General features: G+C 73.3%; 13 protein-coding genes. 9 read left to right on the plus strand and 4 right to left on the minus strand.

Annotation, left to right across the window (positions count from 1 at the left end; genetic code table 11):
* The first annotated feature begins 23 nt into the window (after positions 1-23).
* Positions 24-1,046, plus strand: coding sequence for a non-homologous end joining protein Ku (ku, locus tag GA0070613_RS06805; RefSeq protein ID WP_089011518.1), 1,023 nt, complete (start codon positions 24-26; stop codon positions 1,044-1,046).
* A gap of 50 nt (positions 1,047-1,096) precedes the next feature.
* Here the strand turns inward: ku and GA0070613_RS06810 are convergent, their stop codons facing one another.
* Positions 1,097-1,489 carry a PPOX class F420-dependent oxidoreductase gene (locus GA0070613_RS06810; RefSeq protein ID WP_089011519.1) on the minus strand — a complete coding sequence of 131 codons (393 nt, stop codon included), beginning with the start codon at positions 1,487-1,489 and terminating at the stop codon, positions 1,097-1,099.
* Positions 1,490-1,645: 156 nt separating this feature from the next.
* On the opposite strand from GA0070613_RS06810, the gene GA0070613_RS06815 reads away from it, so the two are divergent.
* The 5 genes from GA0070613_RS06815 (at position 1,646) to GA0070613_RS06835 (ending at position 5,621) form a co-directional block, all read left to right on the plus strand.
* Positions 1,646-2,311, plus strand: coding sequence for an FKBP-type peptidyl-prolyl cis-trans isomerase (locus tag GA0070613_RS06815; RefSeq protein ID WP_172875766.1), 666 nt, complete (start codon positions 1,646-1,648; stop codon positions 2,309-2,311).
* Between the two features lie 139 nt (positions 2,312-2,450).
* A complete protein-coding gene (locus tag GA0070613_RS06820; protein ID WP_089015797.1) occupies positions 2,451-3,281 on the plus strand; it encodes an SCO6745 family protein in 831 nt (276 codons plus the stop codon).
* A 58-nt stretch (positions 3,282-3,339) separates the two neighbouring features.
* Positions 3,340-3,600, plus strand: a complete 261-nt coding sequence (locus tag GA0070613_RS06825; protein ID WP_089011520.1) for a YciI family protein — start codon at positions 3,340-3,342, stop codon at positions 3,598-3,600.
* A 38-nt stretch (positions 3,601-3,638) separates the two neighbouring features.
* Positions 3,639-4,292, plus strand: a complete 654-nt coding sequence (locus GA0070613_RS06830; RefSeq protein ID WP_089011521.1) for an HAD family hydrolase — start codon at positions 3,639-3,641, stop codon at positions 4,290-4,292.
* Positions 4,293-4,607: 315 nt separating this feature from the next.
* On the plus strand, positions 4,608-5,621 hold the full coding sequence (locus GA0070613_RS06835; RefSeq protein WP_089015798.1) for an NADPH:quinone reductase: 1,014 nt from the start codon (positions 4,608-4,610) through the stop codon (positions 5,619-5,621).
* Positions 5,622-5,797: 176 nt separating this feature from the next.
* On the opposite strand, the gene GA0070613_RS06840 is transcribed toward GA0070613_RS06835, so the two are convergent.
* The gene (locus GA0070613_RS06840) at positions 5,798-7,447 is read right to left on the minus strand and encodes a fatty acid--CoA ligase (RefSeq protein ID WP_089011522.1); all 1,650 of its coding nucleotides are present in this window, start codon (positions 7,445-7,447) and stop codon (positions 5,798-5,800) included.
* Between the two features lie 55 nt (positions 7,448-7,502).
* Here GA0070613_RS06840 and GA0070613_RS06845 point away from each other — a divergent pair, with 55 nt between their 5' ends.
* A complete protein-coding gene (locus GA0070613_RS06845; protein ID WP_089011523.1) occupies positions 7,503-7,994 on the plus strand; it encodes an NUDIX domain-containing protein in 492 nt (163 codons plus the stop codon).
* Positions 7,995-8,021: 27 nt separating this feature from the next.
* Here the strand turns inward: GA0070613_RS06845 and GA0070613_RS06850 are convergent, their stop codons facing one another.
* Together GA0070613_RS06850 and GA0070613_RS06855 are read right to left on the minus strand one after the other, a co-directional pair.
* On the minus strand, positions 8,022-9,698 hold the full coding sequence (locus tag GA0070613_RS06850; protein ID WP_089011524.1) for an MDR family MFS transporter: 1,677 nt from the start codon (positions 9,696-9,698) through the stop codon (positions 8,022-8,024).
* A 57-nt stretch (positions 9,699-9,755) separates the two neighbouring features.
* Positions 9,756-10,304 (minus strand): type 1 glutamine amidotransferase domain-containing protein, encoded by a 549-nt coding sequence (locus tag GA0070613_RS06855; RefSeq protein WP_089011525.1) that lies wholly within the window; start codon positions 10,302-10,304, stop codon positions 9,756-9,758.
* 161 nt (positions 10,305-10,465) lie between these two features.
* Here GA0070613_RS06855 and rfaE2 point away from each other — a divergent pair, with 161 nt between their 5' ends.
* Together rfaE2 and GA0070613_RS06865 are read left to right on the plus strand one after the other, a co-directional pair.
* Positions 10,466-12,373 (plus strand): D-glycero-beta-D-manno-heptose 1-phosphate adenylyltransferase, encoded by a 1,908-nt coding sequence (rfaE2, locus tag GA0070613_RS06860; RefSeq protein ID WP_089011526.1) that lies wholly within the window; start codon positions 10,466-10,468, stop codon positions 12,371-12,373.
* A complete protein-coding gene (locus GA0070613_RS06865) occupies positions 12,370-13,248 on the plus strand; it encodes a glycosyltransferase (protein ID WP_089011527.1) in 879 nt (292 codons plus the stop codon). Before rfaE2 ends, GA0070613_RS06865 begins: the two co-directional genes overlap by 4 nt.
* Positions 13,249-13,253: the final 5 nt, after the last annotated feature.

The following is a 13,253-nucleotide window of genomic DNA, read 5'->3' on the forward strand; positions in this document are numbered from 1 at the left end:
AGAACCGGGGAGAGGAGCGCGTGATGCGGGCGATCTGGAAAGGAGCGGTGTCGTTCGGGCTGGTGTCGATCGGGGTGAAGCTCTACTCGGCCACCGAGGAGAAGGACATCCGCTTCCACCAGGTGCACCGGGACGACGGTGGCCGCATCCGCTACAAGCGCACCTGCTCGGTCTGCGGCGAGGAGGTCACCTACGACGACATCGCCAAGGGGTACGACCTCGGCGGCGGCGAGATGGTCATCCTCACCGACGAGGACTTCGCCGAGCTGCCGCTGACCACCTCGCACGCGATCGACGTGCTGGAGTTCGTCCCCGCCGAGCAGGTCGACCCGATCCTCTACAACAAGGCGTACTTCCTGGAGCCGGAGGGGACGGCGACCAAGCCGTACGTGCTGCTGCGGGACGCGCTCGCCGACTCGGAGCGGGTGGCGATCGTCAAGGTGGCGCTGCGCCAGCGCGAACAGCTCGCCACCCTGCGCGTACGCGAGGGCGTGCTGCTGCTCAACACGATGCTCTGGCCGGACGAGGTGCGTACCCCGGACTTCGGTTTCCTGGACGAGGACCTCAAGGTCCGGCCGCCGGAGCTGGCGATGGCCAGCTCGCTGATCGACTCGATGGCCGGGGAGTTCCAGCCGGACGCCTTCACCGACGACTACCGGGCCGCGTTGCAGGAGGTCATCGACGCGAAGGTCGAGGGTCGCGAGGTGGTCCAGCCGGAGGAGGAAGAGGCCGCGCCGGCCGCCGCGGTCGACCTGATGGCCGCGCTGAAGGCCTCGGTCGAGCGGGCCCGGGCGGCCCGCGGCGAAGAGCCCTCCGGTAAGGCCGCCGAGCCGACGCCGATCTCGGCTGCCCGGTCGGCGCAGAAGGCCGCCAAGGAGCCGGCCACGAAGGCGGCCGCGAAGAAGGCGCCCGCGAAGAAGGCCGCCGCCAAGAAGGCCGAGCCGGCCAAGAAGGCGGCGGCGAAGAAGACCGCGGAGAAGAAGGCGGCCAAGGCCCCGGCGAAGAAGGCCGCCGAGAAGAAGGCGGCACCCCGCAAGACCGCCTGACCTGCGACCGCCCCCTGCCGAGCCGGATCGGACGGCAGGGGGACCGGGCGTCAGCCCCGGCCGAGCTTGCCGGTCGGGGTGATCCGGACGATGACCCGCTCCTCGCCCGGCTGCCGGAACGGGTAGGTGTCCTGGCCGAGGTACTTCTTGGCCATCTTGTCGATGTGCTCGTCGGCGCCCTCGGTGACGAACTCGGCCGTGCCCTTGACCCAGAGGGTGCGGAAGTCGTCCGCCTTGTCCACCACGGAGACCGCGACCACCGGATTGCGCTGGATGTTGACGTACTTCTGCCGGCCCTTCGCGGTGTTGAACACGATGTGCTCGCCGTCGGTGTCCACCCAGACCGGGGTCACGTGCGGGGTGCCGTCGGCCTCGATGGTGGCCACGTGGGCGAGCTGCGGCTCTTCGAGCAGGGCCAGGTCTACTTCGGTGAGGATCGCCATGGTCGAGAACCTACTACCGGAAATTGCCGCCGACCGGCCTCCTGCCCGATTCGGCCCGGGCGAGGGGGCACCGAGGGCGTCCCGACGGGTACCGTGTGCGCTGGTCTCGGCAGCGGCCGCCGGGCCGCACCCACCCACCCAGCAGGGGAGTTCGACGTGAGCGAGCGTGTGCAGAACCGGTCGGCGGGCCAGGGCCCGGGCACCAAGGCGGAGCGGCGGCTGGCCGCCCAGCTGGCGGCGAAGAAGGCGGCCGAGGCGAAGCGTCGCCGGCAGTCGCTGCTCGGCGCGCTCGCCGGTGTCGCCGTCGTCGCGGTGCTGATCGGCGTCTTCGTCGTCGTGAACAGCGGGGGCGACGACAAGAAGCCGGCCGCCGGCACCCCCTCGGCGACCGCCCCGGCCCCCGAAGCCACCGCCCCCGCCGCACCACAGCAGCAGCTCCCGGAGGGCGCGGACCCTGCGCTCGCCACCAAGCCGAAGGTCGACCCGGGTAAGGGCGAGCTGACCAAGCTCACCGTCACCCCGCTGATCAAGGGCAACGGCCCGGCGGTCAAGGCCGGCCAGACCATCACCACCAACTACGTGGGTGTCTTCTACAAGGACGGCAAGGAGTTCGACGCGTCCTGGAACAACGGGCAGCCGGCCAGCTTCCCGATCGGTGTCGGCCAGGTCATCAAGGGCTGGGACCAGGGCCTGGTCGGGGTGACCGTGGGCAGCCGGGTGCAGCTCGACATCCCCGCCGACCTGGCGTACGGCAACGACGGCGCGGGCGGCCGCCCGGCCGGCCCGCTGCGCTTCATCGTCGACGTGCTGGCCGCGCAGTAGCTCACAACGGTCTTCCTTCCGGTCACCTACCGGCAGTAGGTTCATGGTCACCGTGGGCGGCACCACCCGCCCACGGTGACCTGTCACCGAGGCGGAGGTGCACGTGGCGGCGCTGGACGACCCCCGGCTGGCCCGGGTGATGTGGACGCACTTCGAGCCGGTCCACGCGGTGACCTACTTCCACCCGCGCGCCCGGGCGGCGTACGAGGCGGTCGGGCTGCGCGGCTACTGGCGGGGCTACTTCGCCGGCCGGGCCGCCCCGCTCGGCCCGACGCCCGCGCCGCCGGTGATCGCCGCGTTCTTCAGCTTCGCGCCCCCGATGGTGGCCCGGGCGCTGCCCTCGGTGTGGCGGCTGGCCACTCCGGAGGAGGCGCTGCGGGCCCGGCTCACCGGCGCCGTCCAGGCACTCGCCGAGTTCACCTACGAGCTGCCCGAGGCGCACCTGGTCGAGGCGGCGGACCTGCTTGAGGAGGCGGCTGGCCGGGTGGAGACCGCCGGCCGGGTGCTCGGCGCGGTCAACGCCGCCCTGCCCCGGGGCGAGTACCCGCTGTCCCGGCTCTGGCAGGCCGCCACCACCCTGCGCGAGCACCGGGGCGACGGGCACGTCGCCGCCCTGGTCACCACCGGGCTGGACCCGGTGGAGGTGCTGGCCTGGCGCTGCCGGGTCGACCAGTCCCGGGAGTTCCACCAGGCGGCCCGGGGCTGGACCGACGAGGAGTGGGCGGCCGCGGAGGAGCGGCTGGTGGAACGCGGCTGGCTGACCGCCGACCGGGCGCCGACCAAACACGCCAGCAACACGTTCCGGGCGGTCGAGGAGGCCACCGACCGGGCCGCTGCCGGCCCGTGGCGGGCGCTCGGCGCCGACCGTACGGAGCGGCTGCGCGAGCTGCTCGAACCGATCGCCCGCCGCTGCCGCACGATCATCCCCCGGCAGAGCCCGATCGGCCTGCCGGCGACCCAGCCCACCTGACCCCGGGCCGCGGCAACCCCGCGGAGGGCAACCCGGCGGTCGGCGTAGCGTGCCCGGCATGTGGATCGTGGAACTCGCCTTCACCGACGCCCCGGAGCGGCTCGCCGCCCGACCTGCCCACCGGGAGCGGCTCACCGCCCTGCACGCCGAGGGCAAGGTACGGATCACCGGGCCGCTGGCCGACGACTCTGGCGCGGTGCTGGTCTTCGACGTGCCGGACCGGCCTGAGCTGGACCGGCTGCTGGCCGCCGACCCGTACTTCACCACGCGCGGCGTCGAGATCGTCCAGATCCGGGAGTGGGCACCCTTCCTGACCTGAGCCGGCCCGCCGTCGGGAGGGCAGGGCAGGATGGGCTCATGGTGGACGCGGTGCTCTTCGACCTGGACGGCGTGATCGTGGACTCCGAGCCGGTCTGGGAGGAGGTCCGGCGGGCGTACGTGGCCGCGCACGGGGGGACCTGGCAGTCCGACACCCAGCGCCGGCTGATGGGGATGAGCACCGGCGAGTGGGCCGCCTACCTCAGCGGCGAGCTGGGCGTCGACCGGAGTCCCGAGCAGGTCGCCACCGAGGTGGTCGCGGAGATGACCCGGCGGTACGCGGAGCGCGTACCGCTGATCGACGACGCCGCCGCGGTGGTGCGCCGGATGGCCGCGCGGTGGCCGCTGGGGCTGGCCAGCTCCTCCCCCACCGCGCTGATCGCGGCGGCGCTGGAGGCGACGGGCCTGGCCGACGCCTTCGGCGCGACGCTGTCCACCGAGGAGACCGCGCGGGGCAAGCCGGCGCCGGACGTCTGGCTCGCCGTCGCCGCGCGACTCGGCGTCGACCCGACCCGCTGCGTGGCGGTCGAGGACTCCTCGAACGGGGTGCGCTCCGCGGCCGCCGCCGGCATGCGGGTGGTGGCGATCCCGCACGGGTCGTACCCCCTCGATCCGGACGCGGAAGGGCACGCGGCGGTGCTGCTGCCCTCGGTCGACGCGCTCACCCCGGAGGTCGTGGAGCGGCTCGGCTGAGCGGGGCGAAGCTGGACGCCGGCACCGACCCCGCGCTCAGACCGCCCGGCTCCGGCTCGACCTCGGCAGGAACCGCCGGGGCGCCGGGCCCGGCGGCCGGGCCGGCTCGTCCGCGGGCCGCTCCGGGCCGCCGGCCTCCGTCGCGGCCCGCGTCGGGGCAGGTCGTCGATCCGCCACCGGTACGTCCCGCATGTCACCCCTCCTGCCACCGACTACCGGGTTGTACGGTTTCCCGGGCGGACCGGATCGGAATGATCAGGGATCGGCGGGGTACCGCAGGCCGCGGTGCCGGCGTCCGGCGGGGAGGAGACGGCGATGAGGGCGATCGTGTACGAGCGCAGCGGGGACGCCTCGGTGCTCCAACTGGTCGAGCGGCCGATCCCGGAGCCGGCCCCGGGCGAGGTGCTGGTGCGGATGGCGGTCTCCGGGGTGAACCCGACGGACTGGAAGGCCCGCCAGGCGTGGCCGCTGCCGGCCGGCTGGCAGATCCCCGGCCAGGACGGCGCGGGCGTGATCGAGGCGGTCGGCGAGGGTGTCGACCAGATCCTGATCGGCGCGCGGGTGTGGCTCTGGGAGGCGGCCTGGCAGCGGCCCTGGGGCACCGCCTCCGAGTACACGCTGGTCCCGGTCCGGCACGCGGTGCGGCTCGGTTCCGCCTCGTTCGACCTGGGCGCCTGCCTGGGCATCCCGTTCATGACCGCGCACCGCTGCCTGACCGCCGGCGAGTTCATGCCGGACAAACTGCACGCGGGCGCGCTGAGCGACCACGTGGTGCTGGTGCAGGGCGGGGCGGGCGCGGTGGGCAACGCGGCGATCCAGCTCGCCCGGTGGGCGGACGCCTGCGTGGTCGCCACGGTGAGCAGCCCGGAGAAGGCGGAGCTGGCGGCGGCGGCCGGCGCCTCCTTCGTGGTCAACTATCGCGAGCAGGACGTGGTCGAGGAGGTCCGCAAGATCGCCCCCGACGGGGTGCACACGATCGTCGAGGTCTCCGCCGCCCGCAACGCCGCGACCGACGTCCAGCTCCTCCGTAGCGGCGGCGCGGTGTGCGCGTACGCCGACGACGGCGGGGACGAGGTGACCCTCCCGATCCGGCCGTTGATGGTGCCGAACGCGCGCTGGCAGTTCGTGCTGATCTACACCGCCCCGAAGGCGACGAAGGCGCAGGCGGTGACCGACATCGCGGCGGCGGTGGCCCAGGGCGCGATCCGGGTGGGCGAGGAGGCCGGCCTGCCGCTGCACCACTACTCGCTGGCGGCGACGGCGGCGGCCCACAAGGCCGTCGAGAGCTCGGTGGTCGGCAAGGTGCTCATCACCACGAGCGAGACGTAGGACCACGAAACGGATTTCTCCGTCATCGAGACAGAGGCGAACAAGTTTCGCGACAATTGGTGTGCGCCCCATGGACGGGCGGCCCCGGCGCGGTGCGAACGCCGGGGCCGCCCCTGGGGAGGGATGTCCACAGGGATCAGTCCCTACCCATTGCAGCGACGGTACGTCGGAAAGTGTTACGGCGCGGTCAGTTCGCGTACCTCCAGGCCGCCGTCGGCGTACCGGGAACGGACCACCTTCTTGTCGAACTTGCCGACGCTGGTCTTCGGCACCGCATCGATGAACGCCCACCGCTCGGGCAACTGCCAGCGGGCCACCGACTTCGCCAGGAAGTCGCGCAGCTCCTCGGCCGTCACCGACGCGCCCTCCCGGACCACCACGGTCGCCAGCGGCCGCTCGTCCCAGCGCTCGTCCGGCACGCCCACCACGCACGCCTCCAGCACTGCCGGGTGCGCCATCAGGGCGTTCTCCAGCTCGACCGAGGAGATCCACTCCCCGCCCGACTTGATCACGTCCTTGGCCCGGTCGGTGAGGGTGAGGTAGCCGTCCGGCGAGAGCGTGCCGACGTCGCCGGTACGCAGCCAGCCGTCGCGGAACTTCTCCTCGTCCGGGGTCTCGTCGCCGACGTACCGGGCGGTCACCCACGGCCCACGGACCTCCAGCTCGCCGACGGCCGTCCCGTCGGCGGGCAGCGACTCGCCCAGCGGGCCGACGATGCGGGCGGCGACCCCGGCCGGCACCCGGCCCTGGGTGTAGCGGTAACGCCAGGCCGCGTCGCCGGTCGCGCCGGCCGGCGGCCGGGAGACCGAGCCGAGCGGGGACATCTCGGTCATCCCCCAGGCGTGGATCACCTCGATGCCGTGCCGCTCGTGGAACGCGTGCATTAGCGCCGGCGGGCAGGCCGAGCCACCGACGATCGCCTCCGTGAGCGAGGAGGTGTCCACGTCGTGGCTGTCCAGGTAGGCCAGCAGGTCGGTCCAGATGGTCGGCACCGCGCCGGCCAGGGTGGGCCGCTCGGCGGCGATCATCTCGGCGATCGGGGCGGCCTGGAGGAACCGGTCCGGCATGATCAGCGAGGCGCCGGAGAGGAACGCCGCGTAGGGCAGGCCCCAGGACATCGCGTGGAACATCGGCACGATGGCCAGCTCGCGGTCGGTCGGCCCGAGGCCGAACCCCTCCGGCATGCAGACCTGCAACGAGTGCAGGTAGATCGAGCGGTGCGAGTAGGCGACCCCCTTGGGGTTGCCGGTGGTCCCGGAGGTGTAGCAGAGGGCCGCGGCGTCGCGCTCGTCCACCTCGGGCCAGTCGTAGCCGTCCGGCTTGTCGGCCAGCAGGGCGTCCCAGTGGTGCACGGCGATCCGGTCGCCGGCCGCGGCCACCAGCGGCGCCGGGTCGCCGCCGCCGACCACCACCACGTGCCGCACCGTGGTCATCTCGCCGATCACCCGGGCGAGCAGGGGGATCAGCGTCGAGTCGACCAGCACCACCCGGTCCTCGGCGTGGTTGGCGATGTAGGCGACCTGGTCGGGGAAGAGCCGGATGTTGAGGGTGTGCAGCACCGCGCCCATGCTCGGCACGGCGAAGTACGCCACCAGATGCTCGTTGTTGTTCCACATGAACGTGGCGACCCGCTCGTCGCCGGTCACCCCGCACTCGTCGCGCAGCGCGTGGGCCAGCCGGGCGGCGGTCCGCCCGACCTCGGCGTACGACATCCGTTTGGGCTCGCCGCCGGTCCAGGTGACCACCTCCGCCGTGCCGTGCACGGTGGAGCCGTGTTCGAGGATCCGGGCGACCTGGAGGGGGGCGTCCATCATCGTGCTACGCATGGGTAACAAGCTAGTGTCGGCGGTCACACGTTGGGAAGCCCCGTAAATTGTCCGGGTGAGCATCTCCTGGGCCGATTCGTACGTGGGGCAGCTGCGCGCCCTGGCCGGTGACCGCACCCTGATGTTCGTCGGCGCCCGCGCGGTCGTCCGCGACAACGCCGCCCGGGTGCTGCTGATCGAGCGCTCGGACAACGGCCAGTGGGCGATGCCGGCCGGCGCGATGGAGCTGGGCGAGTCGATCGCCGACTGCGCCGTCCGGGAGGTACGCGAGGAGACCGGGCTGCGCGCCCTGCGGGTCAGCGCGTTCGCCCTCTATACCGGCCCGGACCGCACCCACACCAACATGTACGGCCACACGTACCAGATCTTCACCAGCGCGTTCCGGGTCGACGAGTGGGACGGCGAGCTGGTCCGGGTCACCGACGAGACCACCGACGCCGGCTTCTTCCACCGCGACGAACTCCCCGCCCCGCTCTCCGCCAGCGTCACGGAAACCCTCGCCGACCTCGACGTCTTCGAACAGACCAACCGCCTGATCCTCAAGTAACTTCTTGATCACCGGTGTGGTCGGCGGTCAGAGCAGGGTCTGGGACTTGGCCTCCATTTCGGCGGCGGCTTCCTCCTTCGACTCCTTGGACAGGGGCTTGCCGCCGGGGGCGGCGGCCTTGCCGCCCAGCGGGTCGGCGCCGCCGGTGGCGCCCTGCGGGCCGGCGCCGCGCAGCTGATCGTCGGGGAGCGCCAGGGTGACCAGCACGGCGAGGACGGCGATCAGGCCGGTGGTCAGGAAGACCAGGTGCAGCGACTCGGTGAACGCGGTCTGGATGGCGGCCCGGACCGGGCCGGGCAGGGCGAGGATGGTCGCCGGGTCGTTGATCGAGATGTTGGCGCCGCCACGGGCCGCCACCGCGGCCTGCTGGTCCGGCGGAAGCTGCGCGATCGCCGCCGGCAGCCGGTCGGCGAGCTGACCGGTCAGCCGCGACGACAGCACCGTCCCCAGGATGGCCACGCCGAACGACCCGCCCAGCGACCGGAAGAACGTCGCCGAGGAGGTACCGGCCCCCAGGTCCCGGATGTCCACCGCGTTCTGCACGGCCAGGATCAGCGACTGCATGCACAGGCCCAGCCCGACGCCGATCACCACCATGAACCCGAACGCGATCCAGAGCGAGGTGGCCACCTGGAGCCGGGTGAAGAGCAGCATGCCGGTGACCAGCACCGCCGAGCCCGCCACGGGGAACCACTTGTACCGCCCGATCTGGCTCATCGCCCGCCCGGTCAGCACCGAGGTGACGATGATGCCGGCCATCATCGGCAGCATCAGCAGACCGCTGCGGGTCGGCGAGGCGCCCTTGACGATCTGCAGGTACAGCGGGATGAAGATGATCGACCCGAACATCACCAGACCGAGCACGAAGCCCGCCGAGTTGGCCAGCGCGAAGGTGGGGCTGCGGAACAGCCGCAGCGGCAGGATCGGCTCGGCGACCCGGGCCTCCTGGATCACGAAGAGCACCCCGAGCACCGCGCCGGCCACGAAGAGCCCGATGATCAGGCCCGAGCTCCAGGCGTACTCGTTGCCGCCCCAGCTCAGCGCGAGCAGCAGGCAGCTCACCCCGGCGACCAGCAGCGCCGCGCCGAGCCAGTCGATGGCGTGCTCCCGCCGCTGGAACGGGATCAGCCGCATGACGTGGTAGCAGACCACGATCGCCAGGATCGCCAGCGGCACGTTGATGTAGAAGATCCACCGCCAGTTGGTCTCCGCGAAGTACCCACCGACCAGCGGCCCGGCCACCGACGACAGCCCGAAGACCGCGCCGAAGAGCCCCTGGTAGCGGCCACGTTCCCGGGGCGACACCACGTCCGAGATGATGGTGAACGCCAGCGTCAACAGGCCACCCGCGCCCAGCCCCTGCACGCCCCGGGTGACGATCAGCTGGGTCATGTTCTGCGACAGGCCGGCCAGCAGCGAGCCCAGCAGGAACGTGCCGATCGAGAAGAGGAAGACCGGCCGGCGCCCGTACAGGTCGGCCATCTTGCCGTACAGCGGGGTCGAGGCGGTGGAGGCGAGCAGGTACGCGGTCACCACCCACGAGTAGTGGTTGATCCCGCCCAGCTCGCCGACGATGGTGGGCAACGCCGTACCGACGATGGTCTGGTCCAGCGCGGCCAGCAGCATCCCGGTCATCAGGCCGAACATCAGCAGGCGGATCTGGCGGGCGTGCAGCACCGGCCGGGCGTGAGCTTCGGTGGTCATCCCGCTTCTTTCCCCCGCCTCCCGGAACATGCCCGGACGGCGGGGGAAATCAACAGGTCAGTGCCGGCCCTCGGCGAACTCCTCGACGATCTTCGCGCAGAAGGCGGGGAGGTCGCCGGGCTTGCGGCTGCTGACCAGGCCGGCGTCGGTCACCACCTGCTCGTCGACCCAGCTGGCGCCGGCACTGGTCAGGTCGGTGCGCAGGCTGGGCCAGGAGGTCAACCGGCGACCGCGCACCACGTCCGCCTCGATCAACGTCCACGGGCCGTGACAGATCACGCCGACCGGCTTGCCGGCGTCGAAGAACGCCCGCACGAACCGCACCGCGTCCGCGTCGGTACGCAGGAAGTCCGGGTTGGCCACCCCGCCGGGCAGCACCAGCGCGTCGTACGCCCCGGCGTCCGCCTCGGCCGCCGTCACGTCCACGTCGTACGTCCTGCCCGGGTCGAGGTGGTTGAAGGACTGGATCGAGCCGGGCTTGAGCGAGACCAGCTCGACCCGGGCGCCGACGTTCTCGACCGCCTCGCGCGGCTTGACGTACTCGACCTCCTCGACGCCGTCGGCGGCCAGGAAGGCGATCCGCTTGCCCTGCAGTGTCGCTGCCATGTCGGTTCTCCTCTCGGGTACCAGGTATGCCTTCCCGAGCCCGGATGACCGAAACGCGGCCCCCGCCGTGAGCCCGGCATCCGGCGTGGCCGACCGCACGGACGCCTCGGCCCACGCCCGCCCCAGGTTTGACCGGCATGCCTCGGGGGACCCCGGGAGGCATGGCAGGAGCAGCAGCGGAAGAGCGCCGGCTGGCCACCGTCGTGGCGGGCTGGCAGGGGCGTCCCGTGCTGGTCGTCGGCGACGCCATGCTGGACGAGTGGCGGTTCGCGGAGTCCGAGCGGCTCTGCCGCGAGGCGCCCGCCCCGGTCCTCACCCTGCGCCGGCGCATCTCCGCAGCAGGTGGGGCGGCGAACACGGCGGTCAACGTGGCCACCCTCGGCGGCCGGGCCGTGCTGGTGGCCCCGATCGGCGCCGACGTGGCCGGCGACGAGCTGCACGACTGCCTCGACCGCGCGGGCGTCTGGGACCGGACGGTGAACCAGCCCGGCCGGCCGACCCCGGTGAAGCGACGGATGCTCGCCGGGAACCAGATCCTGCTGCGCGAGGACTCCGGCGACCCGGAGGACGCGCTCGACGACGACGGCCTGGCGGGGCTGCTCACCGCGCTCGACTGTGCCACCGAGGAGCTGAAGGCCGCGGCGGGCGGCCAACCGCCGACGCTGGTGGTCTGCGACTACGGCCTGGGCGGGCTGCCCGCGGCGGTACGCGCCTGGCTGGTGGCCAACCGGGACCGCTACGCCACCGTGGCCCTCGACGCGCACGACCTGGCCGACTGGCGCGGCCTCAACCCGACGGTGGTGACCCCGAGCTTCGCCGAGGCGGCCCGGCTGCTGGCCCGCGCCGCGGCCGGCTTCAACGCCGACCCGCGCCCCGCCCCCCGGGAGCACGCCGGCCCCGACCTGCACCTGGACCACCCGGTCGCCGACCCGGCGGACGGCCCCTCCGAGCTCAGCGTCGGCACCGCCCCGGGCGGGGCGGGCGAACGCCCGACCGGCGCCGAGTCGGTGGACTCGCATCCGCGCGCGACGGACCGGGGCGCGAACTTCGGCCCGGCCGGAGCCCGCACGGGCGGCGAGCCGACCGGGGAACCGACACCCGGCGAGGAACGGGTGGCGATGACCGGCGACGGGCTCAGCGTGACCGGCACCGGCGTCACCGTGAACGCGGCGGCCGGCGACGGGGTCGACCGGGCGGTGCTGGCCGAGTCGCGCCTGGCCGAGCTGCGCGCGCACACCGGCGCCGACGTGGTCGCGGTGACCCTGGACACCGAGGGCGCGGTGGTCGGCGGGGCCGACGGGGAGCCCCGACGCAGCCACAGCATCCCGGTACCGGCCAGCCACGCGGTCGGCGCCGGGGACGCGTACCTGGCGGCGATGACGCTGGCGCTGGCCGCCGACGCGACGCTGCCCACCGCCGCCCAGCTCGCCCAGCTCGCCGCCACCATCACGGTCTCCGACACCGGCACCTGCGTGTGCCGGCGGGAGGACCTCCTGGCGGCGCTGGGCACCGGGCCGGACGAGACCGGCCACCCGACCCTGGTGGACGCCGACGAGCTGACCTCGATCGTCGAGGACCACCGTCGGTCCGGCCGCTCGGTGGTCTTCACCAACGGTTGCTTCGACGTGCTGCACCCGGGGCACGTCCGCTATCTGACCCAGGCCCGCGCGCTCGGCGACCTGCTGGTGGTGGCGGTCAACTCGGACGGCAGCGTACGCCGGCTCAAGGGGCCGGACCGGCCGGTGAACCCGGTCGAGGACCGGACCGCCCTGCTCGCCGCCCTGGCGTGCGTCGACCACGTGGTGGTCTTCGAGGAGGACTCCCCGGCGCCGCTGATCGAGGCGGTCCGCCCGGACGTCTACGTCAAGGGCGGCGACTACCCGCCGGAGATGGTCCCGGAGGCGCCCCTGGTCCGCCGGCTGGGCGGCCAGGTGCGCACCCTGGGCTACGTGCCGGACCGGTCCACCTCGGCGATCATCGACCGGATCCGGGCGCAGTCCGTCGCCGGGCACGGCGCGGCGCCGCGGCCCTCGACCGTCACCGACGGTGCGCCCGGCAGGCCGACGTGAACCGACCGGTCGACCTCGGCACGCCGGACGATTTCCGCCGGCGGCGGCAGCTCGACGTGCTGATCCCGACCCGCGACCGCCCGGCCGAGCTGGCGGTCACCCTCTCCGGGCTGGCCGCCCAGGAGGGCGTCCCCGACTTCGGGGTGGTGGTCAGCGACCAGTCCGACGAGGAGCCGGCGTACCTGCACCCGGCGGCGGCCACCATGGTCCGGGCGCTGCGCCACCGGGGCCACCCGGTGCTGCTGACCCGCCGGCTGCCCCGGCGCGGCCTGGCCGAACACCGGGCGTACCTGCTGGACCGGTCCGTCGCCCGGTACGTCCTCTGCCTCGACGACGACGTCTGGCTGGAACCGGGCACGCTGTCCCGGCTGGTCACCGCGATCCGCGAGCTGGGCTGCGGGTTCGTCGGCAACGCCGTGCACGGCCTGTCGTACGTCGACGACGTCCGGCCGGAGACGCACGGGCACTACGAGGAGTGGCAGGGTCCGCCGACCCCCGAGCGGGTCCGCCCCGGCACCCCGGCCTGGCACCGGGCGCGGATCCACCCGGCGGCGAACCTGCTGCACGTCACCGAGAAGCTTCGGCTGCCGGCGGGCGCGTGGCGCGCGTACAAGATCTCCTGGATCGGCGGGTGCGTGCTCTACGACCGGGCCAAGCTGGTCGACGCCGGCGGCTTCGAGTTCTGGCGCCGGCTGCACGAGCGGCACCAGGGCGAGGACGTCGCCGCGCAACTCGCGGTGATGGCCCGGCACGGCGGCGCGGGTGTGCTGCCCAGCGGCGCGTACCACCTGGAGTCGCCGACCACGGTGACCGAGCGGGACGTGGAGGCCTGGGAGGTCATCCTCACCGAGTCCGACACCCCGCAGCCCGCCTGAGCGCC

Source organism: Micromonospora inositola, from assembly GCF_900090285.1.
Classification (GTDB): domain Bacteria; phylum Actinomycetota; class Actinomycetes; order Mycobacteriales; family Micromonosporaceae; genus Micromonospora; species Micromonospora inositola.

Coding starts and splice junctions, on each gene's coding strand:
- GA0070613_RS06820 (WP_089015797.1), top strand. CDS start 2,451: ATGTGGACGCACTTCGAGCCGGTCCACGCGGTGACCTACTTCCACCCG.
- GA0070613_RS06850 (WP_089011524.1), bottom strand. CDS start 9,698: ATGACCACCGAAGCTCACGCCCGGCCGGTGCTGCACGCCCGCCAGATC.
- GA0070613_RS06825 (WP_089011520.1), top strand. CDS start 3,340: ATGTGGATCGTGGAACTCGCCTTCACCGACGCCCCGGAGCGGCTCGCC.
- GA0070613_RS06830 (WP_089011521.1), top strand. CDS start 3,639: ATGGTGGACGCGGTGCTCTTCGACCTGGACGGCGTGATCGTGGACTCC.
- rfaE2 (WP_089011526.1), top strand. CDS start 10,466: ATGGCAGGAGCAGCAGCGGAAGAGCGCCGGCTGGCCACCGTCGTGGCG.
- ku (WP_089011518.1), top strand. CDS start 24: ATGCGGGCGATCTGGAAAGGAGCGGTGTCGTTCGGGCTGGTGTCGATC.
- GA0070613_RS06855 (WP_089011525.1), bottom strand. CDS start 10,304: ATGGCAGCGACACTGCAGGGCAAGCGGATCGCCTTCCTGGCCGCCGAC.
- GA0070613_RS06810 (WP_089011519.1), bottom strand. CDS start 1,489: ATGGCGATCCTCACCGAAGTAGACCTGGCCCTGCTCGAAGAGCCGCAG.
- GA0070613_RS06840 (WP_089011522.1), bottom strand. CDS start 7,447: ATGCGTAGCACGATGATGGACGCCCCCCTCCAGGTCGCCCGGATCCTC.
- GA0070613_RS06835 (WP_089015798.1), top strand. CDS start 4,608: ATGAGGGCGATCGTGTACGAGCGCAGCGGGGACGCCTCGGTGCTCCAA.